Origin of the sequence: Salinibacterium sp. NK8237, from assembly GCF_015864955.1 — a bacterium.
Lineage (GTDB): Bacteria > Actinomycetota > Actinomycetes > Actinomycetales > Microbacteriaceae > Rhodoglobus.
Map to the genome: position 1 here is coordinate 1 of NZ_JADYWE010000004.1, position 25,902 is coordinate 25,902.

22 protein-coding genes, 2 rRNA genes and 1 other RNA gene are annotated in these 25,902 nt (G+C 59.3%); 10 read left to right on the plus strand and 15 right to left on the minus strand.

Going from position 1 to position 25,902, the window contains the following annotated elements:
* Window positions 1-3,072 (minus strand): 23S ribosomal RNA (locus tag I6E56_RS14750); the annotation flags it as partial.
* Between the two features lie 512 nt (window positions 3,073-3,584).
* Window positions 3,585-5,109, minus strand: a 16S ribosomal RNA gene (locus I6E56_RS14755).
* A 790-nt stretch (window positions 5,110-5,899) separates the two neighbouring features.
* Between I6E56_RS14755 and I6E56_RS14760 the strand changes: the two genes are divergently transcribed.
* The 4 genes from I6E56_RS14760 (at window position 5,900) to galK (ending at window position 9,784) form a co-directional block, all read left to right on the plus strand.
* A complete protein-coding gene (locus tag I6E56_RS14760; RefSeq protein WP_197139277.1) occupies window positions 5,900-6,385 on the plus strand; it encodes a GNAT family N-acetyltransferase in 486 nt (161 codons plus the stop codon).
* A gap of 125 nt (window positions 6,386-6,510) precedes the next feature.
* Window positions 6,511-7,503: a UDP-glucose 4-epimerase GalE gene (gene galE / locus I6E56_RS14765; RefSeq protein WP_197139278.1), complete on the plus strand. Its 993-nt coding sequence runs from the start codon at window positions 6,511-6,513 to the stop codon at window positions 7,501-7,503.
* The gene (galT, locus tag I6E56_RS14770) at window positions 7,500-8,609 is read left to right on the plus strand and encodes a galactose-1-phosphate uridylyltransferase (RefSeq protein ID WP_197139279.1); all 1,110 of its coding nucleotides are present in this window, start codon (window positions 7,500-7,502) and stop codon (window positions 8,607-8,609) included. Before galE ends, galT begins: the two co-directional genes overlap by 4 nt.
* A complete protein-coding gene (gene galK / locus I6E56_RS14775) occupies window positions 8,606-9,784 on the plus strand; it encodes a galactokinase (protein WP_197139280.1) in 1,179 nt (392 codons plus the stop codon). Before galT ends, galK begins: the two co-directional genes overlap by 4 nt.
* 37 nt (window positions 9,785-9,821) lie before the next feature.
* Here galK and ssrA read toward each other — a convergent pair.
* Window positions 9,822-10,196: a transfer-messenger RNA gene (ssrA, locus tag I6E56_RS14780) on the minus strand.
* 167 nt (window positions 10,197-10,363) lie between these two features.
* On the opposite strand from ssrA, the gene I6E56_RS14785 reads away from it, so the two are divergent.
* Complete coding sequence (locus I6E56_RS14785) at window positions 10,364-10,636, plus strand: glutaredoxin domain-containing protein (protein WP_197139281.1); 273 nt, start codon at window positions 10,364-10,366, stop codon at window positions 10,634-10,636.
* A 2-nt stretch (window positions 10,637-10,638) separates the two neighbouring features.
* Window positions 10,639-11,310 (plus strand): SIMPL domain-containing protein, encoded by a 672-nt coding sequence (locus I6E56_RS14790; protein WP_197139282.1) that lies wholly within the window; start codon window positions 10,639-10,641, stop codon window positions 11,308-11,310.
* A gap of 34 nt (window positions 11,311-11,344) precedes the next feature.
* Here the strand turns inward: I6E56_RS14790 and smpB are convergent, their stop codons facing one another.
* From smpB to prfB, 4 genes are all read right to left on the minus strand, one after another.
* Window positions 11,345-11,824 carry an SsrA-binding protein SmpB gene (gene smpB / locus I6E56_RS14795; protein WP_197139283.1) on the minus strand — a complete coding sequence of 160 codons (480 nt, stop codon included), beginning with the start codon at window positions 11,822-11,824 and terminating at the stop codon, window positions 11,345-11,347.
* Window positions 11,825-11,918: 94 nt separating this feature from the next.
* Window positions 11,919-12,836: a permease-like cell division protein FtsX gene (ftsX, locus tag I6E56_RS14800; RefSeq protein WP_197139284.1), complete on the minus strand. Its 918-nt coding sequence runs from the start codon at window positions 12,834-12,836 to the stop codon at window positions 11,919-11,921.
* Window positions 12,833-13,645 (minus strand): cell division ATP-binding protein FtsE, encoded by an 813-nt coding sequence (ftsE, locus tag I6E56_RS14805; RefSeq protein ID WP_231606781.1) that lies wholly within the window; start codon window positions 13,643-13,645, stop codon window positions 12,833-12,835. The genes ftsX and ftsE overlap by 4 nt, the downstream gene beginning before the upstream one ends.
* Before the next feature lie 140 nt (window positions 13,646-13,785).
* Window positions 13,786-14,892 carry a peptide chain release factor 2 gene (gene prfB / locus I6E56_RS14810; RefSeq protein ID WP_197125115.1) on the minus strand — a complete coding sequence of 369 codons (1,107 nt, stop codon included), beginning with the start codon at window positions 14,890-14,892 and terminating at the stop codon, window positions 13,786-13,788.
* Between the two features lie 98 nt (window positions 14,893-14,990).
* On the opposite strand from prfB, the gene I6E56_RS14815 reads away from it, so the two are divergent.
* Both I6E56_RS14815 and I6E56_RS14820 read left to right on the plus strand, forming a co-directional pair.
* A complete protein-coding gene (locus I6E56_RS14815) occupies window positions 14,991-16,247 on the plus strand; it encodes an MFS transporter (RefSeq protein WP_197139285.1) in 1,257 nt (418 codons plus the stop codon).
* Between the two features lie 64 nt (window positions 16,248-16,311).
* The gene (locus tag I6E56_RS14820) at window positions 16,312-16,953 is read left to right on the plus strand and encodes a LysE family translocator (protein ID WP_197139286.1); all 642 of its coding nucleotides are present in this window, start codon (window positions 16,312-16,314) and stop codon (window positions 16,951-16,953) included.
* On the opposite strand, the gene I6E56_RS14825 is transcribed toward I6E56_RS14820, so the two are convergent.
* The 7 genes from I6E56_RS14825 to I6E56_RS14855 all read right to left on the minus strand — a co-directional run bounded on the left by I6E56_RS14825 (window position 16,943) and on the right by I6E56_RS14855 (window position 22,524).
* Window positions 16,943-17,596, minus strand: a complete 654-nt coding sequence (locus I6E56_RS14825; protein ID WP_197139287.1) for an SDR family oxidoreductase — start codon at window positions 17,594-17,596, stop codon at window positions 16,943-16,945. The genes I6E56_RS14820 and I6E56_RS14825 overlap by 11 nt on opposite strands.
* A gap of 139 nt (window positions 17,597-17,735) precedes the next feature.
* Complete coding sequence (locus tag I6E56_RS14830) at window positions 17,736-18,179, minus strand: Tad domain-containing protein (RefSeq protein WP_197139288.1); 444 nt, start codon at window positions 18,177-18,179, stop codon at window positions 17,736-17,738.
* Window positions 18,179-18,631, minus strand: a complete 453-nt coding sequence (locus I6E56_RS14835) for a hypothetical protein (protein WP_197139289.1) — start codon at window positions 18,629-18,631, stop codon at window positions 18,179-18,181. Before I6E56_RS14835 ends, I6E56_RS14830 begins: the two co-directional genes overlap by 1 nt.
* The gene (locus tag I6E56_RS14840) at window positions 18,606-19,019 is read right to left on the minus strand and encodes a TadE/TadG family type IV pilus assembly protein (RefSeq protein ID WP_197139290.1); all 414 of its coding nucleotides are present in this window, start codon (window positions 19,017-19,019) and stop codon (window positions 18,606-18,608) included. The genes I6E56_RS14835 and I6E56_RS14840 overlap by 26 nt, the downstream gene beginning before the upstream one ends.
* Complete coding sequence (locus tag I6E56_RS14845) at window positions 19,019-19,201, minus strand: hypothetical protein (RefSeq protein ID WP_231600929.1); 183 nt, start codon at window positions 19,199-19,201, stop codon at window positions 19,019-19,021. Before I6E56_RS14845 ends, I6E56_RS14840 begins: the two co-directional genes overlap by 1 nt.
* Window positions 19,202-19,309: 108 nt before the next feature.
* Window positions 19,310-21,109 (minus strand): BCCT family transporter, encoded by a 1,800-nt coding sequence (locus tag I6E56_RS14850; RefSeq protein WP_231606784.1) that lies wholly within the window; start codon window positions 21,107-21,109, stop codon window positions 19,310-19,312.
* A gap of 173 nt (window positions 21,110-21,282) precedes the next feature.
* Window positions 21,283-22,524 carry a multidrug effflux MFS transporter gene (locus I6E56_RS14855; protein WP_197139291.1) on the minus strand — a complete coding sequence of 414 codons (1,242 nt, stop codon included), beginning with the start codon at window positions 22,522-22,524 and terminating at the stop codon, window positions 21,283-21,285.
* Between the two features lie 135 nt (window positions 22,525-22,659).
* Between I6E56_RS14855 and I6E56_RS14860 the strand changes: the two genes are divergently transcribed.
* Window positions 22,660-23,295, plus strand: a complete 636-nt coding sequence (locus I6E56_RS14860) for a TetR/AcrR family transcriptional regulator (protein ID WP_197139292.1) — start codon at window positions 22,660-22,662, stop codon at window positions 23,293-23,295.
* 42 nt (window positions 23,296-23,337) lie between these two features.
* Here the strand turns inward: I6E56_RS14860 and I6E56_RS14865 are convergent, their stop codons facing one another.
* On the minus strand, window positions 23,338-24,381 hold the full coding sequence (locus tag I6E56_RS14865) for a Gfo/Idh/MocA family protein (protein WP_197139293.1): 1,044 nt from the start codon (window positions 24,379-24,381) through the stop codon (window positions 23,338-23,340).
* A gap of 222 nt (window positions 24,382-24,603) precedes the next feature.
* Here I6E56_RS14865 and I6E56_RS15265 point away from each other — a divergent pair.
* A partial coding sequence (locus I6E56_RS15265; RefSeq protein WP_197139294.1) for an InlB B-repeat-containing protein occupies window positions 24,604-25,902 on the plus strand: 1,299 nt, incomplete at its 3' end.

Below are 25,902 nucleotides of genomic sequence, written 5' to 3' on the forward strand. Positions count from 1 at the left end.
TTAGTCCCTGCTTCCACATCCAGCCTATCAACGCAGTAGTCTAGCTGCGAGTCTCTCGGCCTAAGCCATGGAAATCTCATCTCGAAGCTGGCTTCCCGCTTAGATGCTTTCAGCGGTTATCCATTCCGAACGTAGCTAATCAGCGGTGCTCCTGGCGGAACAACTGACACACCAGAGGTTCGTCCATCCCGGTCCTCTCGTACTAGGGATAGATCTTCTCAAATTTCCTGCGCGCGCAGAGGATAGGGACCGAACTGTCTCACGACGTTCTAAACCCAGCTCGCGTACCGCTTTAATGGGCGAACAGCCCAACCCTTGGGACCTACTCCAGCCCCAGGATGCGACGAGCCGACATCGAGGTGCCAAACCATGCCGTCGATATGGACTCTTGGGCAAGATCAGCCTGTTATCCCCGAGGTACCTTTTATCCGTTGAGCGACAGCGCTTCCACAAGCCACTGCCGGATCACTAGTCCCGACTTTCGTCCCTGCTCGACTTGTCAGTCTCACAGTCAAGCTCCCTTGTGCACTTACACTCGACACCTGATTACCAACCAGGTTGAGGGAACCTTTGGGCGCCTCCGTTACTTTTTGGGAGGCAACCGCCCCAGTTAAACTACCCACCATGCACTGTCCCTGAACCGGATTACGGTTCGAAGTTAGATATCCAATATGACCAGAGTGGTATTTCAACAATGACTCCACCTGAACTAGCGTCCAAGCTTCACAGTCTCCCACCTATCCTACACAGGCCACACCGAACACCAATACAAAGCTATAGTAAAGGTCACGGGGTCTTTCCGTCCTTCTGCGCGTAACGAGCATCTTTACTCGTAGTGCAATTTCGCCGAGTTCGCGGTTGAGACAGCTGGGAAGTCGTTACGCCATTCGTGCAGGTCGGAACTTACCCGACAAGGAATTTCGCTACCTTAGGATGGTTATAGTTACCACCGCCGTTTACTGGGGCTTAAATTCACAGCTTCGCCTTACGGCTAACCGTTCCTCTTAACCTTCCAGCACCGGGCAGGCGTCAGTCCGTATACATCGTCTTGCGACTTAGCACGGACCTGTGTTTTTAGTAAACAGTCGCTTCCCACTGGTCTCTGCGGCCCTGCAGCGCTCCCGGAGTAAATCCGTTCACGCCTTAGGCCCCCCTTATCCCGAAGTTACGGGGGCATTTTGCCGAGTTCCTTAACCACGATTCTCTCGATCTCCTTAGTATTCTCTACCTGATCACCTGAGTCGGTTTGGGGTACGGGTAACTTGAACCTCGCGTCGATGCTTTTCTTGGCAGCATAGGATCACTGATTTCGTCCGTGAGGACTACCCATCGAGTCTCAGCCGTAATGAGAGACGGATTTGCCTATCTCTCGGCCTACATTCTTAGACCGGGACAACCATCGCCCGGCTCAGCTACCTTCCTGCGTCACACCTGTTAATACGCTAACCGCACCAGAATAGGGTCGTACGCTAGGCCCCACGCCTCACCCCGAAGGGATTGGTCTAGGGGATTCAGATACTTAGCATTACTGGATTGGTTTGGGCGGTTCTTCGTCAGTACGGGAATATCAACCCGTTGTCCATCGACTACGCCTGTCGGCCTCGCCTTAGGTCCCGACTTACCCAGGGCGGATTAGCCTGGCCCTGGAACCCTTGATCATTCGGAGGACGGGTTTCTCGCCCGTCTTTCGCTACTCATGCCTGCATTCTCACTCGTGTAGGCTCCACGGCTGGTTTACACCGCCGCTTCACTGCCCACACGACGCTCTCCTACCACTCCGTACGGCTGAACCACGAAGGCTTACCTATAATACGAAATCTACAACTTCGGTGGTGTGCTTGAGCCCCGTTACATTGTCGGCGCGGAATCACTTGACCAGTGAGCTATTACGCACTCTTTCAAGGGTGGCTGCTTCTAAGCCAACCTCCTGGTTGTCTATGCAACTCCACATCCTTTCCCACTTAGCACACGCTTGGGGACCTTAGTTGGTAGTCTGGGCTGTTACCCTCTCGACGATGAAGCTTATCCCCCACCGTCTCACTGCTGCGCTCTCACTTACCGGCATTCGGAGTTTGGCTAACGTCAGTAACCTTTTAGGGCCCATCAGCTATCCAGTAGCTCTACCTCCGGCAAGAAACACGCAACGCTGCACCTAAATGCATTTCGGAGAGAACCAGCTATCACGAAGTTTGATTGGCCTTTCACCCCTATCCACAGCTCATCCCCTCAGTTTTCAACCTAAGTGGGTTCGGTCCTCCACGTGCTCTTACACACGCTTCAACCTGGCCATGGATAGATCACTTCGCTTCGGGTCTAGAACCAGCGACTAAAACGCCCTATTAAGACTCGCTTTCGCTACGGCTGCCCCACACGGGTTAACCTCGCCACTGATCACTAACTCGCAGGCTCATTCTTCAAAAGGCACGCTGTCACAGCTACTAAGGCTGCTCCAACGGTTTGTAAGCAAACGGTTTCAGGTACTATTTCACTCCCCTCCCGGGGTACTTTTCACCTTTCCCTCACGGTACTTGTCCGCTATCGGTCATCTGGAAGTATTTAGGCTTATCAGGTGGTCCTGACAGATTCACACGGGATTTCTCGGGCCCCGTGCTACTTGGGATACTCTTCGGACCATTGCAACATTTCGACTACCGGGCTGGCACCGTCTATGGCTGGGCTTTCAATCCCATTCGTCTATATCACTTTGTAATCCTTGCTGTACGGCAGTAACAGCTGAAAAGTCCCACTACCCCGACCATGCAACGCCTGCCGGCTATCACACATGATCGGTTTGGCCTCTTCCGGTTTCGCTCGCCACTACTAACGGAATCACGGTTGTTTTCTCTTCCTGTGGGTACTGAGATGTTTCACTTCCCCACGTTCCCTCTACCCGCCCTATATATTCAGGCGGGAGTCACTGAGTCGTCTTGCAACGCCCAGCGGGGTTTCCCCATTCGGAAATCCTCGGATCAAAGCTCTATTATCAGCTCCCCGAGGCTTATCGCAGATTTATACGTCCTTCTTCGGCTCCAGATGCCAAGGCATCCACCGTTTGCCCTTAGAAAATTGATATCACATGAGTATAAGAATCGATCGCAACACTAAAAGTGTTGAGATTGACCAATGAATTATTCCCCACAACCAAAGCTGTGAGGGTCATCGTTTATTTCTTGTGATCCGACCTTTCGGTCGAATCTAAGATGCTCGCGTCCACTGTGTAGTTCTCAAAATACGGGCGGTATCCTCCACCACAACCCCAAAGGGAAGCAGTACCAGGATCCGTTAGACCCAAACACCCTTACGGGTGTTCCAGTCCTAAGGTACGAACACAAATCTTACGATCCGTGGCCGGTCCCTCAGGACCCAACAACGTGCAAAGACCAGCACCCCTGAAACCCCTCGTTCCAACCAACAAAAGCTGGCGTACTAAAGAAACAACAGTTCCTCTGATCACAATGTCAATGTTCCACCCATGAGCGCCGTCCAACCCGAACAGGCTGGTACGACTTATGCAACATAAATTCGGCAATCTTTGACTCTGTGTATACCGCAGAGACGAAAACCGAGTTGCACATGCTCCTTAGAAAGGAGGTGATCCAGCCGCACCTTCCGGTACGGCTACCTTGTTACGACTTAGTCCTAATTACCAATCCCACCTTCGACAGCTCCTCCCCTTGCGGGTTAGGCCACTGGCTTCGGGTGTTACCGACTTTCATGACTTGACGGGCGGTGTGTACAAGGCCCGGGAACGTATTCACCGCAGCGTTGCTGATCTGCGATTACTAGCGACTCCGACTTCATGAGGTCGAGTTGCAGACCTCAATCCGAACTGAGACCGACTTTTTGGGATTCGCTCCACCTCGCGGTATTGCAGCCCTTTGTATCGGCCATTGTAGCATGCGTGAAGCCCAAGACATAAGGGGCATGATGATTTGACGTCATCCCCACCTTCCTCCGAGTTGACCCCGGCAGTCTCCTTTGAGTTCCCACCATTACGTGCTGGCAACAAAGAACGAGGGTTGCGCTCGTTGCGGGACTTAACCCAACATCTCACGACACGAGCTGACGACAACCATGCACCACCTGTTTACGAGTGTCCAAAGAGTGAACTATTTCTAGCCCGTTCTCGTATATGTCAAGTCTTGGTAAGGTTCTTCGCGTTGCATCGAATTAATCCGCATGCTCCGCCGCTTGTGCGGGCCCCCGTCAATTCCTTTGAGTTTTAGCCTTGCGGCCGTACTCCCCAGGCGGGGAACTTAATGCGTTAGCTGCGACACAGAAACCGTGGAATGGCCCCTACATCTAGTTCCCAACGTTTACGGCATGGACTACCAGGGTATCTAATCCTGTTCGCTCCCCATGCTTTCGCTCCTCAGCGTCAGTAACGGCCCAGAGATCTGCCTTCGCCATTGGTGTTCCTCCTGATATCTGCGCATTCCACCGCTACACCAGGAATTCCAATCTCCCCTACCGCACTCTAGTCTGCCCGTACCCACTGCAGGCTGGGGGTTGAGCCCCCAGTTTTCACAGCAGACGCGACAAACCGCCTACGAGCTCTTTACGCCCAATAATTCCGGATAACGCTTGCACCCTACGTATTACCGCGGCTGCTGGCACGTAGTTAGCCGGTGCTTTTTCTGCAGGTACCGTCACTTTCGCTTCTTCCCTACTAAAAGAGGTTTACAACCCGAAGGCCGTCGTCCCTCACGCGGCGTTGCTGCATCAGGCTTGCGCCCATTGTGCAATATTCCCCACTGCTGCCTCCCGTAGGAGTCTGGACCGTGTCTCAGTTCCAGTGTGGCCGGTCACCCTCTCAGGCCGGCTACCCGTCGTAGGCTTGGTGAGCTATTACCTCACCAACTACCTGATAGGCCGCGAGTCCATCCTTGACCGAAATTCTTTCCAGCTCCTCACCATGCGGCGGAAGCTCGTATCCGGTATTAGACGTCGTTTCCAACGCTTATTCCAGAGTCAAGGGCAGGTTACTCACGTGTTACTCACCCGTTCGCCACTAATCCACCAGAGCAAGCTCCAGCTTCATCGTTCGACTTGCATGTGTTAAGCACGCCGCCAGCGTTCATCCTGAGCCAGGATCAAACTCTCCATAAATGTTTTTTAGCAACCACAAGCAAGCTTGCAGAAGCACATTGTGTGCAAGGACTAACCGGAATAGGTCAGAACCCTGCAAGTTTGAAACTGACAGAACAAATCAATACTGACTTGCTTTGTTGTTTATATCTTTTTCCAAAGGAATCCGCTGCACTCCCACAACCAACCCGAAATAGGTTGATTATAAAAAGCACAGTCGGGTTTTTGGCATTTGACATTGTGCACGCTGTTGAGTTCTCAAGGATCGGACGCTCCTGACCTCCACCGCAAAACGGCTTCACCCCAGGGCTTTCAAAACCTGTGTTGGCAACCTCCGCCAAAAGCGAAAGGCAACCTGTCTAACTTACCAGCTTCACCGCGCTTGGCAAACCAACCGAAATGCACCAGAACGGCACACCACAACGGACCAACACGCGAATAAAGCGGGTTCTCATCCTAAGATCTGACACCGCAACCCACAAGAGGTAAACCGATGTTTGACTCGACCACAACTCTAAAGTTGTGGAGGATGGTGGCCCCCACTTGAGGCCGGAAACCTAGCAGCAGAACTGCCCGGGACTTCCGCACCTTTGGGGTGACAAGAGGAAACATTACGTGCATTTCGTCCCCCTCGCCAACACCACGTGCATCCCGGGCGCGTCGCGTCTCGGCACGCGCCTAAACACGGCGATATGTACCACTTGTGGGCTTCGCGGGCCGCGCGACGTGCGCTGGTGTTCACAGCATCCGCATCTCTTCAGAAGCGACAGAACCGCGCACCCAACCGAGATGAATACGCCAAGATAGTTTCGTGCCCAGTTTCACCACACGAGCCGCACGGCTCGACGACGCCGAAGAACTCGCTGCCGTGCATACGCAGTGTTGGAAAGAGACGTACGCCGGACTCTTTCCCGAGCAAGCGTGGAGCACCGAGGCCCGCCAGCGACGCGAAGCGATGTGGAACGAGCTGCTCACCGATAGCAACACCACGACGGTGGTCGCTGAAGTCCGTTCCCGTATCGTCGGCCTTGCTCACGCGCACCATAACCGCGATGAACCCAATTTGCCGCCCGAAGAACTCGCCATGATCTACGTCTTAACGAGTGCCCACGGAACAGGCGCCGGCCAGGCGTTGATCGACGCCGCCTTGGGAGGCGCCGCCGCAAGCGTCTGGGTGCTTGAACAGAATCCTCGCGCCCGAGCCTTTTACGCCAAGAATCGCTTCATGTACGACGGCACCGTTCGCGAGATGGACTTCAATCCGAACATTCGCGAACTCCGCCTCGCCCGTTCATAACGGAGCCGCTCTCAGCAGATACGGTAGCGTCTAGACGCAACACTCTAATAATCATATTATTAGACAATCACAGGGTGTAGAGCTGCGTTCGCAGCACCACCGCTGCTTCGACGCAAGGGAATGCAATGACTTGGATGGTAACCGGCGGTGCTGGCTATATCGGCGCCCACGTGGCTCGCGCACTACTGGATTCCGGAATGAAGACGGTCGTCGTCGATGATCTTTCCAGCGGATTTGCGGGCTTTGTCCCCGACGGTGCCGTGTTCGTGCAGGCAGACATCCGAGACAAAAATGCTCTCATAGAGGCAATGCTGACGCACGGCGTAACCGGCGTCATCCACGTCGCAGGCTTCAAATACGCCGGAGTTTCCGTGCAGCGACCGCTTCACACCTATACGCAAAACGTCACCGGCACCGTTATCTTGCTCGAAGCGATGCACGAAGCGAAGGTCGATCAGATCGTATTCTCGTCGAGTGCCGCGGTTTTTGGGACCCCCGACGTCGACCTCGTGACGGAAGACACAGCGAAAGACCCCCTCTCTCCTTATGGCGAATCTAAACTGATCGGCGAATGGCTGCTGCGTGACCAGGCCGTCGCGAGCGGCCTGCGTCACACGTCGCTGCGCTACTTCAATGTCGTTGGCTCCGGCGACCCCGATGTCTACGACACCAGCCCCCACAATCTCTTTCCCCTCGTGTTCGAAGCGCTCGTCGCCGGCAAGACGCCCCGAATCAACGGCACCGACTACCCCACCCCCGATGGCACGAACGTGCGCGACTACGTGCACGTCGCCGATATCGCCGCCGCTCACGTCGCCGCTGCCCGCCGGCTGGAAGCGAAAGAGGCAATCGAGTCCGCCTACAACCTGGGAAGCGGGAACGGACTCTCCGTCGCAGAAATCATGACCGCCATCGCGAGCGTCACTGGAATCGACTTCATCCCGGATGCCGCACCTCGCCGTCCTGGCGATCCGCCCCGCATCGTCGCGAACGGCGACCTCGCAGCGCGCGACCTCGACTGGAAAATGCGGCACACCGCAGAAGAAATGGTTCAGAGCGCCTGGGACGCCCGCCTTCGTGCCGAGAAAACCGGCGCTGCTCAAGGAAGTGCAGAATGACCTCGAAGATCACCAAACGCCCCACCACCCTCGCCGATGGCCGTGAGCTCATCTACTTCGACGACGCCGACACCACGCTCGGCGAAGAGCGATCAGTCGACAGCAGAGTGCTCGACCCTCGACCAGCGACCGCAACCATGCGGCAGGACATCCTGACGGGAGAATGGGTCTCCGTCGCCGCCGCACGCCAAAACCGAGTCTTCCTCCCGCCCGCAGATCAAGATCCTCTGGCGCCGCAGACTCCTCAGAACCCGTCGGAAGTTCCCGCACTCTATGACGTGGCTGTTTTCGAGAACCGTTCACCGTCATTCGGGCCAGCCCTCGCCGGAAGCGAAAACAGCCCGACCGGGCTCGAGGACCTTGCCGAACTCGGCCTCGGCCGCACCCGCAGCTCGATTGGCCGCTGCGAGGTGGTCTGCTTCAGCCCTGACCACGAAGGATCGTTCGGCACTCAAACCCCGAGCCGCGCACGCACCGTCATTGAAGCGTGGGCGGATCGCACCGAGGCGCTCTCGGCACTCGAAGGCGTGCAGCAGGTGTTTCCGTTCGAGAACCGTGGTGAAGCGATCGGCGTCACGCTGCTTCACCCGCACGGTCAGATCTACTCTTACCCGTACATCACGCCCAAAACACAGCGGACTTTGGATGCGATCGATCGCACGAGCCCCGACATGTTTCAGCGCATCCTCGACTTCGAACGCGCGGGCGACCGTGTTGTGCTGAGTGGAGAGAACTGGACTGCCTTCGTGCCATTCGCCGCACGCTGGCCCATCGAAGTTCACATGCTGCCGCACCGTCAGATTCCTGATTTCGCCGCCACCTCCTCAGAAGAACGCGACGAACTGGCCACGATGTACCTCAAGCTGCTTCGGGGAATCGATGCCCTGTACGACACCCCAACGCCCTACATCGCGGCTTGGCATCAAGCCCCCGCAAACCGTGCACGCGACACATTCCGACTGCACCTCCAACTGACGTCGCCTCGACGCGCGGCAGACAAACTGAAGTACCTCGCCGGATCTGAATCGGCAATGGGCGCCTGGATCGCTGACGTCACGCCAGAGTCCGCAGCCGAAAACATCCGAAAGGCAATCGAACGAGCATGAGCGACACAGTGCAGCAACTTGGCCAGCGTTTCAAGGAACTAACCGGCCACGACCCGGAAGGCGTCTGGTCGGCACCCGGCCGCGTCAACCTCATTGGCGAACACACCGACTACAACGAAGGCTTCGTGCTGCCGTTCGCCATCGATCGCCGCACCCGCGCCGCCGTTGGGCTGCGCGCCGACGGGGTGATCCGCGTCACCAGCACCTTCGATGACACCGCGGTGCAGCTTCCGCTTTCCGGACTCGACGCGGCGCGTTCCGCCGGCGACATTGTCGGCTGGAGCGCGTATCCGCTCGGCGTCGCCTGGGCTCTCGGCCAACACGGCGCAGACCTGAACAGTGTGCCCGGAGTCGACATTCTCATTGATTCGACCGTGCCCGTCGGTGCCGGCCTTTCTTCGTCGGCTGCGATTGAGAGTTCCGTCGCTTTGGCCCTCAACGATCTCTGGGCACTCGGACTTTCGCGCGAGCAACTCGCCAAGGTAGGACAACTCGCCGAGAACGAGGTCGTCGGTGCTCCCACCGGAATCATGGACCAGTCTGCGTCTCTCTTGGGCGCCACCGACTCCGCCGTGTTCCTCGACTGCCGCACCCTCGAGGTCGAGGTCGTGCCGCTCGGACTTGCTCCAGCGGAATTGAGCATTCTCGTGATGGACACACGCGTGTCGCACTCTCACGCGACCGGCGGCTATTCCGAACGCCGCGCATCCTGCGAAGCCGGAGCAGCTGCGCTAGGCGCTTCATCGTTGCGCGATGTGAGCGTCGCTGATCTTGAGCGCGCTCAAGAAATTCTTGACGACGAGACGTTCCGCCGAGTCCGTCACGTGGTCACCGAAAATCAGCGCGTGCTGGACACCGTTCGCGCCCTCAACGAAGAAGGCCCGCTCGCCATTGGTGCGCTGCTTGATGCATCGCACGTGTCGATGCGCGACGACTTCGAAATCTCCATCCCCGAACTCGACCTTGCCGTCGAAACAGCACGCGAACACGGCGCGATTGGAGCACGGATGACCGGAGGAGGCTTCGGCGGAGCAGCAATCGCTCTCGTTCCGCACGCCCGAGTGTCAGAAGTCGAAGTCGCGGTGAAGGAAGCCTTTGCAGCCCGCGGATTCACCGAACCCATGACGTTTACCGTGACTCCCTCTCAGGGAGCAGAACGGAACGATGCCGACTAGGCAGAGTTTCTGAAACTCACAACGCGACAACGACCGGTGGTGGAGATGGGGGGAATTGAACCCCCGTCCACTGCTGTAATTCTGTGCCTTCTACGGGTGTATCTTGTGCAGACGTTCTACTCGGCTCTGATCTTTGCCACAAGCACCTAGATCAACAAGCCCAGCCAGAGTGAAAGTCCCACGTAGCCCTCAGGCGTAACTACGCAGCAATCTCTCTAAATTGCGCCAGAATCCGGGTAGAGAGCATTCCCGGTCTGACGGACTTCTTTAGTGCGCTCGCTTAGGCAGCGAGGGCGAAGTCAGTGCGCTTTGAATTGGCACTTATAGTTTGCAGTCATCGTTAACGAGATAAGGCTGCATTCTCGACCCGCTTCTCACAGTTTTGCAGGCAATGTCGAAACCGATCATCCCCCTGTGTGGGTCGTTGTCGCGCTGTGGAGTTATCAAATACCACCTGATCAACAGGTAGCCCTCTAGTGTAGGTCGGATTCGGCGCCGTTGCCAGCCCTACAGCCCTCTAGCGAACGCTGCCAGCGAACGCAACGCCCCCATCCAGCATTCGCGAAGTAGATTTGGTTCATGACCGATACAACTCAAGCCTCACCAGCCAAGACCACCATGTTCGGCGCAGACTGGTGCCGTGACTGCGTGCGCTCCGAAGCCCTCCTCAACTCGTTGAACATCGACTGGGAAAAAGTTGATGTTGAGAAGGATCCCGCAGCAGCAGATCGCGCGCACGCCATCAGCGGACGCCTCAACATTCCCGTCGTGCACTTCACGGACGGAACCTTCCAGGTGGAGCCCAGCGACAAGGAGCTGAAGGCCAAGCTCGAAGAACTCGGCGCCATCTAACAATGACCCTCGTCATCACTGTTCGAGGCGAGCATGAATCTTGGCACCCTGCCGAACGCGGCATCGTGCATCTGGCGGTATCGATAGATGGTCCTGACCGGAGTGAGGTCTTCGATGCTGCACTGCAGTCATCGAGTCGGGTGCATGCCCTCCTCGCCAAGCTCGCCTCGAACGATGGTGCAATTACCCGATGGTCGTCCGACACCGTGCGCGTCACCTCTCAGCGGCCGTGGAATAACGCCGGCCAACAGCTGCCGCTCGTACACTCTGCCGCGATCGACTACGTCGCACGATTCAAAGACTTCGACGCTCTGGCCCTCTTCATCGAGTACGTCAGTGCGGTCGACAACACTGCGGTGAAATACGTTGAGTGGGAACTCACCGAAGAATCCACTCGTGCCGCACACGCACACACCCGACGCCTCGCTGTCACGGATGCTCTCACCAAGGCACATGAATATGCGGCAAGTGTCGGGCTCACCGAGGTAACGGCTCTCGCCATAGCCGATCCGGGCATGCTCGATCATGTCGGGCCCGGAGGCGATCCAGGCATGCTCGCCGGAGCGTCTGCCATGAGGATGTCAGGAACGCCCGCGAATGGCGGCCAGCTGAGCCTCAACCCAGAGAAGATCGCCATCGCTGCACGCGTCGAGGCGCGATTCAGCGCACGCTAACGAGCGCGAAAAAGGAGCGCGGAACGAAGTTCCGCTACTCCCCCATGTTTTTGCGGGCGGCCATCGCGCGGTCCGACTCGCGCTTATCCTGACGCTCACGCAGCGTCTGACGCTTGTCATACTCGCGCTTACCCTTAGCAACCGCGAGCTCTACTTTGGCGCGGCCATCCAAAAAATAGATCGACAGGGGAACGAGCGTGTAGCCGCCCTGCTTGATCTTGTTGTGAATCTTTAGGATCTGCTCTTTGTGCAGCAACATCTTTCGCTTTCGACGCGGAGGATGATTGTTCCACGACCCTTGAAAAAACTCAGGAATATGCACGGCATCCAACCAGGCCTCAGCATGGTCGTCAATGTAGCCGTAGCCATCGATCAGGCTGGCCCGCCCTAACCGCAGAGACTTGACCTCAGTACCCGACAGCACAAGACCAGCCTCAAAGGTGTCTTCAATGCTGTAGTCGTGGCGCGCCTTACGGTTGCTGGCAACAACCTTTCGGTCACCTTCCTTGGGCATGGTTCACTTCTCTCTTCGATACGTTGGGTGCCGCAATGCTACGGCGGATGCCGACAGTGCAGCAGACCAGTTTAGCGCGAGAGCGGCCCGGCGACTACACCTTCAAATATCGGCTGATCGCCACCCCGGCGGATACGGCTGCAAGTGCTGCCCCGGAGACGATGAGAATGGGCACAACCAGCAGCGCCTCTTCCATTCCGAGCAGGCTCGTATTGACGGGAAGGGTCGAGGCGAGATAGCCGCGAACGAAGAACTGCACAATCGCGACGATGGCGCCGCCCGCTAGGACTGATCCGATCAGCGAGGCAAAGACACCCTCAAGAATGAATGGCGTCTGGATGAACCGGTTTGACGCCCCCACGAGTCTCATAATGCCGAGCTCTCGCCGTCGAGAGAACGCGCTCAGCCGGATGGTCGTGGCAATGAGCAGGACCGCAGCGACCAGCATTAGACCAGCGACCCCAATCGCGGTGTAACTAGCGGCGTTCAGAATCGAAAAAATCGGCTCTAGATAGGCCCGCTGATCTTCAACACTTTCGACTCCTGCAAGTCCAGACAGACTCTCGATGAGCACGTCGGCCTGCTCGGGGTCGACGAGGTTCACCCGGAAGCTCTCGTTCAACGACTCCGGGGTAATGATGCCTTCGAAGGTCGAGTCAGCGAACTGCACCTTGAAATTCTCGTAGGCCTGCTCATGCGTCTCAAACTCGACGTCGTTGATGTACGGTGCGAGGGTCGGTGAATCAAGCTGTTGCTGCACGGCAGCGATCTGGTCTTCCGTTGCCTCAGCAAGGGTGCAATTGCCGGTGGTGTCGATCTCCGTGCACATGTACACCGCCACTTGAGCACGGTCGTACCAGTACCCCTTCATCTGCCCAATTTGCATTTGCAGAAGAATGGATGCGCCGACGAAGGTCAGGGAGATGAAGGTCACCAAAACAACGGAGACCACCATCGAGAGATTGCGGCGAAGTCCGCTGCCGACCTCTCCTAAGATCAGTCCGAGCCTCATGCGTCGAGCCCCTCACCCTGCGACGACGGCGTCATTGGTCGAGCGGGAGACTGGGCTGCAGGAAACGCGGCGGACGCGGGTTTGCTTGCCGCCGGATGCGGAATGCGGCCCTGAGTCGGAACCGTCTGAGTTTGGTATCCGCCCTGAAGTTCGTCACGCACAATCTGCCCACCGATGAGTTCGATGACTCGGCGCTTCATCTGGTCGACAATGCCGGCATCGTGGGTTGCCATCAGTACGGTCGTGCCGCCGAGGTTGATGCGCTCAAGGAGCGTCATAATTCCCGCAGCGGTCGCCGGGTCAAGGTTTCCTGTCGGCTCATCCGCAAGCATGATTGCAGGCTTATTAACGACGGCGCGAGCAATCGCCACACGCTGCTGCTCACCGCCGGAAAGTTCGTGAGGGAACCGGCCCGACTTGCCGGCCAGACCGACCATTTTTAGGGCATCCGGAACGGCCTCTTGAATGAAGCCGCGGCTCTTGCCAATCACCTGAAGCGTGAACGCCACATTATCGAAGACCGTCTTGTTCGGCAGCAGGCGGAAGTCTTGGAAGACGACACCGAGGTTACGGCGGAAATAGGGCACCTTGCGGCTCGACAGCGTATTGAGGTGTTGCCCGAGCACATGAATGGAACCCTTCGAGGGGTTCTCCTCTTTGAGGATCAGGCGCAAAAAGCTCGACTTGCCCGAGCCGGAAGCGCCAACCAAAAACACGAACTCGCCCTTGAGGATCTCAAGGTCAACAGAGTTCAGCGCCGGTCGTGTCGTGCCCGGATACGACTTCGAAACAGAATCAAAACGAATCATTTGGAGCCAGCCTAAGGAGCCGTGCCTGAGAACTCGGCAGCGACGCACCGCAGGCACGTACTCACAGGATGGCCCAGTTCAGGGCACACCGGCAGCGGATGACCGATCAGTGGCGCCCTAGGTAGACCGAGCGGTCGTGGTTACTCGATTGCGCGCTTGCGCCATTTGATTCCGGCCGAGATGAAACCGTCGAGGTCACCATCGAACACATTCGAAGGATTGTTGACCTCGAATTCGGTGCGGAGGTCTTTCACCATTTGATACGGCGCCAAAACGTAGCTGCGCATCTGGTCGCCCCAGCTCGCGGTAATGACACCCGCGATTTCCTTCTTAGTGGCCGCTTCTTGCTCGCGCTGCAGTAGCAAGAGTCGCGACTGCAACACGCGCATGGCGGCAGCACGGTTCTGAATCTGGCTCTTTTCGTTCTGACAACTCACCACAATTCCCGTGGGCAAGTGGGTGATGCGCACCGCGGAGTCCGTCGTGTTAACCGACTGGCCGCCGGGACCGGAGGACCGGAAGACATCGACACGGATGTCGTTCTCGGGAACTTCGACAACATCCGTAGTCTCAATAAGAGGAACAACTTCGACCGCGGCAAAACTCGTCTGGCGCTTGCCTGCTGAGTTGAACGGGCTCATGCGAACGAGACGGTGCGTGCCAGCCTCAACACTGAGCGTTCCGAAAGCGAAAGGAGCGTCGACCTCGAAGGTCGCTGACTTGATGCCGGCTTCTTCGGCATAGCTCGTGTCGAGCACGCGTGTGGGATAGGAGTGCTGCTCGGCGTACCGCAGATACATGCGCAACAGCATTTCGGCGAAATCGGCGGCGTCAACGCCTCCGGCTCCCGCGCGAATGGTGATGACAGCGGGTCGCTGATCAAACTCGCCGTTGAGGAGGGTTTGCACCTCAAGGTCGCCCAAGGTCTTCGTGATGCCCCTGAGCTCGGCGCGAGCATCCGCTGCAGCCTGATCGTCACTCTCTTCATTCGCCAACTCGACCATGATCTCGAGATCATCAAGGCGACTCGAAATGGAGTTGATCTTGGCCAGCTCGGCCTGACGGTGACTGAGGTCACTCGTGACCTTCTGCGCCTTATCGGTGTCATCCCACAGATCGGGGGCACCAGCCGCCTCGCTTAATCGTGCGATCTCCGACGTGAGCCGGTCGGTGTCGACCACCTGGCGAATGTCCGCAAAGGTGGAGCGCAGCGCCGCGATGTCGTCAGAAAAGTCCAGTTCATCCATGTCACCAACCAGACTACCCGCGAACCCCACACGACACCTGTTGGCCTCGCGCCCGTTCGCGCGCATACTGTGGCCCGCACGACATATTATGGACGGCGATGAGCACAACAGAACAACCCTTTAGCTGGCGCTCGATCGGGCTTCCCGTTCTCTTGCCGACACTGCTTTTTTCGATCGGTGAAGGTGCGATCATCCCGCTGATTCCGATCGCGGCTGACAGCCTAGGGGCGACTCTGGCAATTGCTGGCCTCGTCGCAGCCGTACTGACCCTCGGCGAGCTGTTCGGCAATATTCCGAGCGGATGGCTCATCTCCCGTGTGGGCGAACGCCCGGCCATGATCGGCGCGAGTGCACTCTCCATCATCGGAGTCGTGATCGCGATTCTCGCCCCCAACCCCGTCGCACTCGGATTCGGTGTGCTGCTGCTCGGACTGGCTGCCGCCGTGTTTGCTTTGGCGCGACATGCTTTTCTCACGAGCTTTGTACCCGTCGCCTACCGTGCACGCGCACTCTCTACACTCGGCGGAACCTTCCGGCTTGGCATCTTTATCGGTCCCTTCATCTCTGCCGGGGTCATTCACCTCACCGGCACCGTGACTGCTGCCTTCTGGATTCATGTTGTCGCCGCATTGGCCGCGGCCGCGGTGCTCCTTCTCCTCCCCGACCCCGCGACAACCTTCGGAGCGGTGCATACCACTCGCGTCAACAACCGCACGCTGCGGGACGGCGAAGCGCTGGTAGAGCAAGAATCACACGGGCTTTTCGCTACCGTGCACCGCAATCGTGCGCTGCTCTCACGCCTCGGGCTCGGTGCCGCCGTTATCGGAGCAATGCGTGCGAGTCGTCAGGTGATTTTGCCGCTGTGGGCCGTGAGCATCGGGCTCGCCGACACCAATACCGCGATCATCATCGGCATCGCCGGGGCCGTGGACTTCGCCCTCTTCTATACGGGCGGTCAAATCATGGACCGCTTCGGCCGACTCTGGACCGCCGTGCCTTCTCTCATTGGTCTCGGCATCGGCCACCTCGTGCTTTCGTTCACCCACGACTCAGCGCAGAACGTGGGATGGTTCATCTTCGCCGCCATGTTCCTGTCACTCGCGAACGGTCTGGGCAGCGGCATCCTGATGACCCTCGGCGCCGACCTTGCTCCGCAAGACAACCCCGCTCCGTTCCTCGGAGCCTGGCGCTTTACCGGAGGCGTCGGCCAGGCATCCTCTCCCCTGCTCATCGCGGGGATAACGGCCGTGGCCTCCATCTCCTTTGCTGCGGGGGCGGTAGGAATACTCGGTCTCATCGGCGCTGGAATCATGGTGCGGTACGTGCCGCGCTACATCACGAAACCGCAGCGCTAGTCACCACGATCAAGTCGGTGCCGGCCGGTCTTCTCCGGCGAGCCCGGAGCCCTAGACTGGCGAAATGATCCCGAACAGCAACCTGATTGCCTTCGTGCTCATCGCGTTGCCGATCATCCTGATACCGGGACCCAGCGTGCTCTTTCTGATCGGCCGCTCGCTTTCTCTCGGAAAACTTGGCGGCATCATTAGCTCGCTGGGAAATGCCACCGGCGGCGTGACGCTCGTCTTCGCGGTGGCCTTCGGCGTCGGCACGATTATCGCGCAATCAGTTATTGCGTTCACCGTCGTGAAGTATCTCGGCGCCGCCTACCTGATCTACCTCGGCATTCAAGCGATCCGTCACCGCAACGCTCACACGACAGCGGATGACGCCACTCCCCGCCCGCAGTCACGCTGGCGCATTTTCGGCCAAGGTTTCATTGTCGGCATCACGAATCCCAAAGCGACCGTGTTTTTCGTCGCTGTTTTGCCGCAGTTCGTGAGCTTCGGAGCCGGCAATGTGCAACTGCAGTTGCTCGTTTTGGGGCTGCTGTTTATGGCGATTGCCGTAGTGACGGACACGTCGTGGGCGATCGCTGCCGGCTTCGCGCGCGACTGGTTCGCGCGCTCACCGCAGAGAATCACCACCCTCAGCGCGACGGGTGGGGTGGCGTTGATCGCGCTGGGAGTGGGATCTCTATTTATCCCGCACACTAAGCAATAGCGGCGATAACATCCGGAATCTGGGTGGCGCCATCAGTGAACTCGATGGTCTGACCGATGGTGTTGTCAGCATCGATTACTTCCGCGAGAACCCGGGCCACATTGTCGCGACTCGTGTGCTCGTCGGTGGCGTCATCGCCGACGCCGATCATGCCCGATGCTGGTTCGCTCGAGAGTGAACCAGGGCCGACGATGGTGTACTCGAGGGGACCAGTGCGGAGGTGTTCGTCGGCAGCCGCTTTCGCTTCGGCATACGCGAAAAAGGCGTTGTCTTCGGGAACCCCGTGGTCGAAACCGGCACCCTTGTACGAGACCATGACATAGCGCTTGACGCCCGCATGGGCAGCAGCATCCATCGTGCGGATGGCCGCATCACGGTCAACCGAATAGGTGCGTACGGGGCTTCCCCCACCAGCACCCGCCGAGAACACGACGACATCGTGTCCTGTAAAGATTTCAGAGAGCTCTTCGGCACTGAGTGCCTCAATGTCTGCGATGACGGGCATGGCGCCCGTGGCACTGATGTCAGCCTCCTGCTCAGGCTTGCGGACCAACGAGTGCACGTGGTGGCCGCGAGAGGTGAGAAGCTCGGCCAGACTCAGGGCAATCTTGCCGTGGCCCCCGACGATAGCGATTCGTTTCATGGCTAACTCCTTTGCTTCGGTGATGCGCCTGCGAGAAGCGCACCATCCACGCTACGGATCGAAACTCCCTGTTCGCTGGGTGGAGTGTGATCGCGGGCTGGAGGATTTCAGTGTGCTCGTCACTGGCCTCCAGGAAACACTACGAAAAGACCGAACGAGCATTGGCGGTGACGTCGATACGCAGGCCCTCCGGGACCAAGAGCGAGACGAACGGCGGCCGCCAATAAGCAGACAGCGAGACCGTGGCACTGGAGTTGTCGATGCTTGTCGCTTGCTCGATGGTGAGCCCGTCGAACTCTGACGTCGGGGCGGCAGCGACATATTCCCTCACTGCGTCCGAGACTTTGGCGGGCGTCAATTGCGGGCGAAACCCCTGGGGCGTTCGCAGCACATCGTCGAGATCGTAGGATTCTGCCCCTACGAGAGCAGCGCCATCCGCGAGTGTGAAGAGTCGTTTGCGTTCCAGATAGAGCGAGGTTGCCGCGACCACCAGAAAGATGAGCACGAGAGAGAGGAAGCCATAGAAGATGGTGAGCAGCAGTGCAGAGCCGTCGTCGTCGCGCAGCCCATCGCGCCGGCTCACTAGCGCGACCCCGCAAACTGAGAAACCTGCTGCGTTGCGGCCGCGTCGAGCGGCACCTCTAGAGGAAATGACCCGGTCAAGACCGGCGGCGCCAGCGGGAGCGGCACAGCAATTGCCACCTGCACGGTGACGAAGTTGTGGCGGGACAGGCAATCGCTGGGATCGGGTGCGCACGAGATTGTGACCGCCGCGCTTGCAGCATCCACGTTGTGATTGTCGAGGGCGAACTCGACCGCGCGCGACGCCGCCGCGTTTGCCTCGCTGAGAGTGTCAGCCTGAACGAACACACGCGCCGCCTGGCGGGCAGCGCCCTCGGCGGCGAGAGCTCCGGACTGGATCGCGGACATCGTGAGCACCAGATACACGAGCGGAATGAGCATCACCATGCCGACCGTAATGAACTCCAGGGATGACGAACCCCGTTCATCAGCGAACCTGCTCGATAGCCGCATGGGCTGACACCTCCAAGCCATCGCTAATACCGATAAGGCCAAAGAGCGGGAGCGGTGCCCGCACGGTGATGAGCACGGCAGGTTGCCCGAGGTGGGACGTGGTGCTTGCGCTCACCTCCGACGCATAGCCGGGCGACAGCGCCGTAGAGATGAGGTCACGAGTGCGAGTGACGCCATCGCCCAACGAGGTGTCGGCAAGGGAGGCGTAGCGCGCGCCCTCCGCCGCGGCATCCAACACCGTATTGCGGATGTGCAACGCAAGAGCCAGCTGGATGACGCTGAGCGTCAACACCGTCAGCAGAGCGGAGACGAGAACGAACTCCACCACGGCGGACCCAGATTCGTCAGCGCCCAGCAGCCTGCCGCGTTCGCGCCAGCGCGCACGCATTAGAAGCCGGTGACGCGATCAATAGCCTGTTCAAAAACCGAGCTGAGTGCTGGACCCGCAAGACCCCAAATAATGACCACAAGACCTGCGGTCATGAGAGTAATCAGCACCCAGCCCGGTACGTCTCCTCGCTCTGACGTGAGCGCTCGGGTGCCTCGGGAAAGCCCGCTCTTCAGTAGCAATTGAGATGATTTCACTCTGTAATCATTGAGCGAAACACAATTGTGCGTAAAGATTTTCCACAATGGGGATGCGAGCGGCGCGAACAATCGTCGGCCGCCCGCTGCCACCTACTCTGTCGACTTATTCTTTTTGCGCTTGGCCTGCGCCTCGGCCTGGAACGCCTGCAGGGTCTCCACCTCGTCTTCGACGATCGCATCAGCCTGAGCAATGTTGTCTGGCGATGGCAAACCGGTGTCGGAAAGAATGGCATCTTCGGTGACCTGCGAGATTCCGCCGCCCGACTGCGCGGCCTTCTTGCGGAGGCGATCGAGGGCAGCACGAAGCGGGTGAACCGTATCGCGCAACAGCGGCTCTTCGACCTCAAGACCGTAGAAGGTGCCGATTTGGTCGACGAACTGGGCACGTTGCGCTCGCTCATATGCACGACGCTCACGACTGAACGCCGTCACCGTGGCCGCACAGATCATCAGCATCACCACGCTGAACGGGAGCGCTGAGAGGATTGCCGCCGTTTGCAGTGTTTGCAGCCCACCGGTTACCAGCAAGGCGATCGCCAAGAACGATGCGAGCAGAGCGAAGAACACGCGGATGCGCTTGGGTGGTTCGGCGGAACCACCGGTAGCAATCATCGACATCACCAGCGCCCCCGAATCGGCGGAGGTGACGAAGAAGATTCCGATCAATAGGATCGCGCCGAAGGTGAGAGCGGTGCCCGCGGGGAGACCGGCGAGGAGGTCGAAGAGTGCCGAGTCGGCATCCACCGATCCATCGGCAGCGACCAAGCCACCCTGACCATACAGCTCGCGGTAGATCGCGTTGCCGCCGAGCACGCTGAACCAGAGGAACGTGAGCACGGTGGGGACAAGCATGACGCCGCCCACGAACTCACGCACGGTGCGGCCCTTAGATACACGGGCAATAAAGACACCGACGAACGGGGCCCACGACATCCACCAGCCCCAGTAGAAGGTAGTCCACCCGGACTGCCACTGCTCGCCAGCTTGGCCTTCATACGCACTGACATTGAAACTGAGGCCGATGAAGCCCTGAAGGTAGTTACCCATCGACTGCACGAATTCGCGGAAAAGGAACGCCGTCGGCCCGACGATGAGAAGGAACACCAGCAGCACAGCCGCCAAGAGAAGGTTCGTGGTCGAAAGCCACTTCATACCGCGACCGATGCCCGAAACTAGCGACAAAATCGTGAACGCGACGATGACCACGATGACGGCGATCTGAGTGGTGAGGTTAGATTCGGCGATGCCGGTCTTTTCGAGACCAGCCGCGATTTGAAGAACACCAAGGCCGAGTGAAGTAGCAACACCAAAGACCGTGCCGACGAGCGCGATCACGTCGATGAGGTTGCCCCAGCCACCCCGAACGCGCTTGCCGAGCAGCGGCTCAAGAGTCCAGCGGATCGAGATGGGGCGACCGCGACGATGAATGGCGTATGCGAGGGCGAGGCCGACCACGACGTAAATAGCCCAGGCGTGCACACCCCAGTGCAGGAACGTTTGACTCATCGCCTGCTGGGCGAGCTGAATCTCTGTGCCCGAAACACCGGGACGCGGGTTTGCGAAGTGGCTGAGGGGCTCGGCGACGCCATAGAACACGAGCCCGATTCCCATGCCTGCGGCAAACAGGAACGAGATCCAGGCGATCATCGAGAACTCGGGCTCGTCGTCATCCTTGCCCAGTTTGATGTCGCCGTAGCGACTAAACCCCAGATACAGGGCGAACGCGACAAAGAATGCCGCGATGAGCACGTAATACCAACTGAAGGAGTTGATGACGCTCGATTGCAGCGACGTGAAGACCGCGTTCGCGAGATTCGGAGCGATGATCGAGAACGCCGTGATCGCGATGATGAGCCCGGCTGCTGGCCAGAAAACCCAGGGGGCGAGCATCCGCGTCGCTACAGGTCTCTGCGGCAGATCAGTCTCTGCGGGGGCTGTCGATTCTGCGGTCACCGTGAACTCCGATCGCGTGGCAATTGCTGCATCAACAGTACAGAGCGAATGCGCCGCCCGCGACGAATATCGCGACGTGAGGCGGTTTTCAGGCGAGTTTCAGGCGTTTTTTACTTCGCCACTGTCACCGGCTCCGTCGGTGTGCCGGGCATCGTCGCGACTTGGGGCGTGATGCGGTTATGCAGAAGGAGAAGCAGCGGCGCCACGAGAGCCAGCCCGCCAAGGAGCAGTAACCAGCTGATCGGCTCGTCGCTCAGCACAAAACCGACGATCGGTGTCGCCACCGCGCCGAAACCAAACTGCATGGCTCCTAACAGCGCCGCGCGGCTTCCCAATAACGTGTGTCCACTCGACATCGCTAGGGACATGAACGAAGGCATGCCCAGGCCGAGTCCGAACTCGAGGATCGCAACCCCGACTACTACCGTGGGGAGACCGCCGCCGCCGATCACACTCACGATCGCAACAACGGCGCCCAACACCATCAACAACGATCCGCTCAGTGCAGTACGACGCGCGGGCCAGCGATGCGCAAGCACCGTACTCACGAAGGCGCCGAGCAATACCGCAACGCCGGTGCCGCCGAAAACCAAACCAAATGCCGCGGGGCTAAGCCCGTAAATCTCTTGATACACGATGGATGCCCCACCGATATAAGCGAACAACACCATAAAGCTCGAGCCCACCGCGAGCGCCGGAATCAGGAACGCTCGGTCTCGGATGATGGTGCCATAGTCGCGAGCCACTGAACGAAGGCTTAACGAGCTGCGCTTCTCTGCGGGCAAGGACTCCGGAAGGTTTTTCACCGAGACGAGGATTGCGGCTAGCGCAAGAACCCCCAGTGCCCAGAAAACGGAGCGCCACCCCAGCGTGGTTTCGAGCACTCCCCCAATCGCGGGAGCAAGGATGGGGCCGAGCCCTGAAATGGTCATCAGCAGAGAGAAGAGGCGCACCGAGGCCGCACCCTCCGTGCGATCTCGCACGGAGGCATTGGAGACGACGAGAGCCACGCCACCTCCGGCACCTTGGAGCGCGCGAGCAAGGAGCAACACAGTGAAGTTCGGCGCGAACGCTGCAATGAGCGAACCGATGAGGAATAGTGCGAGACCGATCATGAGCGGACGTCGGCGACCAACAGCATCCGAAACGGGGCCGATGATCAATTGTGACAGTCCGAGCATGAGCAGGTAGACCGACAAGGTGAGCTGTGTCGTCGTCGAACTGACATCGAGGTCACGAGCGATCTCGGGCAGTGATGGCAGAAACATGTCGGTCGTGAACGGAGCCAGAGCTGCGAGCAGAGCGAGCCCAATCACGAAGCCCGATCGTGGCGAAGCGGTCGGTGTTGTCATGACGAGTCCTTGACGATTGGCGCGGAGTGAGCGGAAAGCTCAGTGAGTCCCTTAGTGGTACGCGTGTACAGGTTAGAACAACTGATGCGGGAGTACAAGTTTCTGGTTAGAGTAAACAGGAAACCAGGAGGTTCGATGAGCAACGACGGTGTTCGCAGCGTCAAGCAGGCGCGAAGCATAGAACGGCGCGAAGCTATATTGAGCGCCGCCGTCACGATGTTCATGCGTGAGCGCGTTAGCGCCATCACCCACCGAAGCGTCGCCGCCGCAGCCAACGTTCCCCTCGGCGCCATCCGGTATTACTTCTCCTCGAGAGAAGAACTCCTTCTTGAAACACTCACCCGCGTTGAACAACGACGACACGACGAAGCCACGCGGATACTCACCCGCGCAAGCCCCGCCAGCAGTATCCACGACTGCGCCGAGCTGCTCCTTCGAGCCTACGTAGGACCACCAAGCGGTTCACACAAACTTGACGACCACCACCTCATCACGACGGTGGGCTGGCTCGTAGATGTGCCCCGCGAAAGCGCGGCCCTCTCCGCACGGCTGCTCGAGAACTGGCAACCAATCTCGGCCGACCTGCGTGCGATTCTTTACCGCTGCGATCGAGTGATGCCGGTCAACCTAGTCACGCACGTGATCGATGGAGCAATCGTCGTGAACTTCTCGTGGGAACGAGGCGAACTCGTCAGTCGCGTGCTCGATGCGGTGTCTCAGCAACTTGAGTTTGCACAGGCGCGAGGGCTGCACTTGCCGAAGCCAGATTAGGTTGCGCTGTGTTCGACTGCGAGCACACGAGCGCTCGGCCCACTATTCCGACTGAAAGCGGTACCCGAGTTGCCAGCGAGCCGAATCGATCGTGTCGAGGATGGCGACGGTTTCGTCGAGCGAGTGCACCGGCGACTCAGTGAGACCCTGCGCCACAAATCCGGCGAGCGCCGTGGCTTGGTAGCTGAGCCCGCGGTGGCCAACCACACCCGTCTCGTCTTTCCAGTGAATTGATTCTCCGTTGAAGCCGGACTTCGACAGCGTCAGCGAGGTGGGCGTGAAGAAGCCATTGCCCACCTGCAGCAGGGCGTCGGTGCCCGCGACGGATGCCGTGATGGGTGTGCGCGCGAGCAGCGTGGTGTTGAGCTGGGCCTGAGCCGCGCCCGCATAGCTGAGGGTAAGGAGAGATTGAGCATCCACCCCACTCTCGATGAGTGAGCCGACATTGTGCACGGCAGAAGGCGCGCCCAGAATCTGTGATGCGAAGGCGATGGGGTAAATGCCGAGGTCGAGCAGGGCTCCTCCCCCGCTGTCGAGCGAGCGAACCCGGTTCCCCTCGGGAATGTGCTGACCGTGGTCGGCGGTGACGAGATGAATACCGCCCAAGGTTCCGTCAGCAACAAGTTGGTTAATGATTGAGGTTTGGGGCAGGTAGCGAGTCCACATCGCTTCCATCGCGAACACCCCGGCGGCCCGGGCTGCGGCCACAATGTCGCGAGCTTCGGCGCCGGTCATGGCGAACGGCTTCTCCACCAGAATGTGCTTGCCCGCGGCGATCGACTGCAGCGCTAGATCGCGGTGCACGTGCTGCTGCGCAGCGATGTAGATCACGTCGACATCGGGGTTGGCCAGCAGCTCGGCATAGTCGCCGTAGGCCTTCTCGATACCCCAGGTGTTCGCAAACTCTTGGGCGCGGTCAAGACTGCGGGATGCCACGGCCACGAGCTTCTGCTCAGTGTGCGCGTGCACCGCCTCTGCGAACGTCGCGGCGATTCCACCGGGCGCCATGATGCCCCAACGCAGTGCCGGAACGGAGTCTGCTGCAGGAATGATCGGGGCCGGGAACGTGGTGGGGAACACAAGCATCCTTCTCGTCGGGGAGGACTGCGGCGGCGCAGGCCTCGACCAGTCTAAGTCGCGAACAGGCGTTGGCCTCCGTGCGCAGTTGGCCTCCGAAGTGGGCGCCCAGAAGAGCGATCTCCGCCCGAACGACCCGGGGCTAGGACTGCTTCTGCTAGCGTCAGCCCTTTGTGCTTGGGATTACCTCTCCTGCAGCTCCTCCACCCGACCAACAGGAGAACTACCGTGATGCCTCGCCCTAAAATCTTGCCCAGCATTACCACTGTCGCCCTTGCGCTTGCCTTGACTTTCGTCGGCGCACTGCCAGCGAACGCCGCCGCAACGTACCTCGTCAGCAGTTGGGGCGGCATGCCAGACGCGTTCGCTTACGCGTCCGATGGCGGCACCGTGAAACTCATTGCCGATATCGTTGCTCCGGCAGGCAGGTCAATAACGGTCAAACCGGGCGAATCGATCACGCTTGACCTCAACGGGCATGACCTCACCGTCAACAATGACGTCCCTGACTCTCTGGCGGCGATTGAGGTTCCCAGCACCTCCACGCTCACCATCGTTGCCCCCGGCGGCGGAACGCTCACAGCAACCGGAGGCCGGTACAGTGCGGGCATCGGCGGCAATGAAGGCAACGCTGGCGGCTCCGTCATTGTTAACAGTGGCACCATCACCGCACAAGGCGGCCGCTTCGGCGCGGGAATCGGCGGCGGAGACGGAGGCGATGGCGGCACCACCACCGTCAACGGCGGCACCATCAGCGCGATCGGAGGCTTCGCGGCCGCAGGCATCGGCGGCGGCCAGGAAGGCGACGGCGGCTCCGTCATCGTCAACAGCGGCACAATCCTCGCAACCGGCGGCTACCACGGCGCAGGCATCGGCGGCGGCCTTAACGGCAACGGCGGCACCACCACCAACAGCGGCACCATCACCGCAACCGGAGGCAACAGAAGCGCAGGCATCGGCGGCGGCCTTAACGGCAACGGCGGCACCACCTCTCAGAGCGGCGGCACCATCAGCGCGATCGGAGGCTTCGCGGCCGCAGGCATCGGCGGCGGCCAGGAAGGCGACGGCGGCACCACGACCGTTAGCGGTGGCACGCTAGACGCAACCGGAGGCGGCAGTGGCGCGGGCATCGGCGGCGGATATCAGGGCAACGGCGGCACCACCATCCTCACCGGAGGCACCACCACCGCTACCGGCGACAACTCAGGCGCAGGCATCGGCGGCGGCCAGGACAGCTCCTCCTCTGGAGTACTCGACATTCACGGCATCGGCGCACCAGGGGCAGCTACTAATGGTGGAGACCCGAACGGTGCCCTCATCACCAATTCCACGACTCCGGTAGGGATCGGCTATACGGCCGCTACCGCCACTGTTGGCTCCGGCGGTCAGATCAGTGTCGAATTCGTGCGCATCGCGACCTTCGACGCGGCCGGCGGAACGGCAACCGACACCGCATTTGTTGCCATCGGCGACACTCTCACTGAACCCACCGACCCCACCCGCAGCGGCTACACCTTCGCCGGCTGGACA

Coding starts and splice junctions, on each gene's coding strand:
- galE (WP_197139278.1), top strand. CDS start 6,511: ATGACTTGGATGGTAACCGGCGGTGCTGGCTATATCGGCGCCCACGTG.
- galT (WP_197139279.1), top strand. CDS start 7,500: ATGACCTCGAAGATCACCAAACGCCCCACCACCCTCGCCGATGGCCGT.
- galK (WP_197139280.1), top strand. CDS start 8,606: ATGAGCGACACAGTGCAGCAACTTGGCCAGCGTTTCAAGGAACTAACC.
- I6E56_RS14785 (WP_197139281.1), top strand. CDS start 10,364: ATGACCGATACAACTCAAGCCTCACCAGCCAAGACCACCATGTTCGGC.
- I6E56_RS14790 (WP_197139282.1), top strand. CDS start 10,639: ATGACCCTCGTCATCACTGTTCGAGGCGAGCATGAATCTTGGCACCCT.
- smpB (WP_197139283.1), bottom strand. CDS start 11,824: ATGCCCAAGGAAGGTGACCGAAAGGTTGTTGCCAGCAACCGTAAGGCG.
- ftsX (WP_197139284.1), bottom strand. CDS start 12,836: ATGAGGCTCGGACTGATCTTAGGAGAGGTCGGCAGCGGACTTCGCCGC.
- ftsE (WP_231606781.1), bottom strand. CDS start 13,645: ATGATTCGTTTTGATTCTGTTTCGAAGTCGTATCCGGGCACGACACGA.
- prfB (WP_197125115.1), bottom strand. CDS start 14,892: ATGGATGAACTGGACTTTTCTGACGACATCGCGGCGCTGCGCTCCACC.
- I6E56_RS14815 (WP_197139285.1), top strand. CDS start 14,991: ATGAGCACAACAGAACAACCCTTTAGCTGGCGCTCGATCGGGCTTCCC.
- I6E56_RS14820 (WP_197139286.1), top strand. CDS start 16,312: ATGATCCCGAACAGCAACCTGATTGCCTTCGTGCTCATCGCGTTGCCG.
- I6E56_RS14825 (WP_197139287.1), bottom strand. CDS start 17,596: ATGAAACGAATCGCTATCGTCGGGGGCCACGGCAAGATTGCCCTGAGT.
- I6E56_RS14835 (WP_197139289.1), bottom strand. CDS start 18,631: ATGCGGCTATCGAGCAGGTTCGCTGATGAACGGGGTTCGTCATCCCTG.
- I6E56_RS14840 (WP_197139290.1), bottom strand. CDS start 19,019: ATGCGTGCGCGCTGGCGCGAACGCGGCAGGCTGCTGGGCGCTGACGAA.
- I6E56_RS14850 (WP_231606784.1), bottom strand. CDS start 21,109: ATGCTCGCCCCCTGGGTTTTCTGGCCAGCAGCCGGGCTCATCATCGCG.
- I6E56_RS14855 (WP_197139291.1), bottom strand. CDS start 22,524: ATGACAACACCGACCGCTTCGCCACGATCGGGCTTCGTGATTGGGCTC.
- I6E56_RS14860 (WP_197139292.1), top strand. CDS start 22,660: ATGAGCAACGACGGTGTTCGCAGCGTCAAGCAGGCGCGAAGCATAGAA.
- I6E56_RS14865 (WP_197139293.1), bottom strand. CDS start 24,381: ATGCTTGTGTTCCCCACCACGTTCCCGGCCCCGATCATTCCTGCAGCA.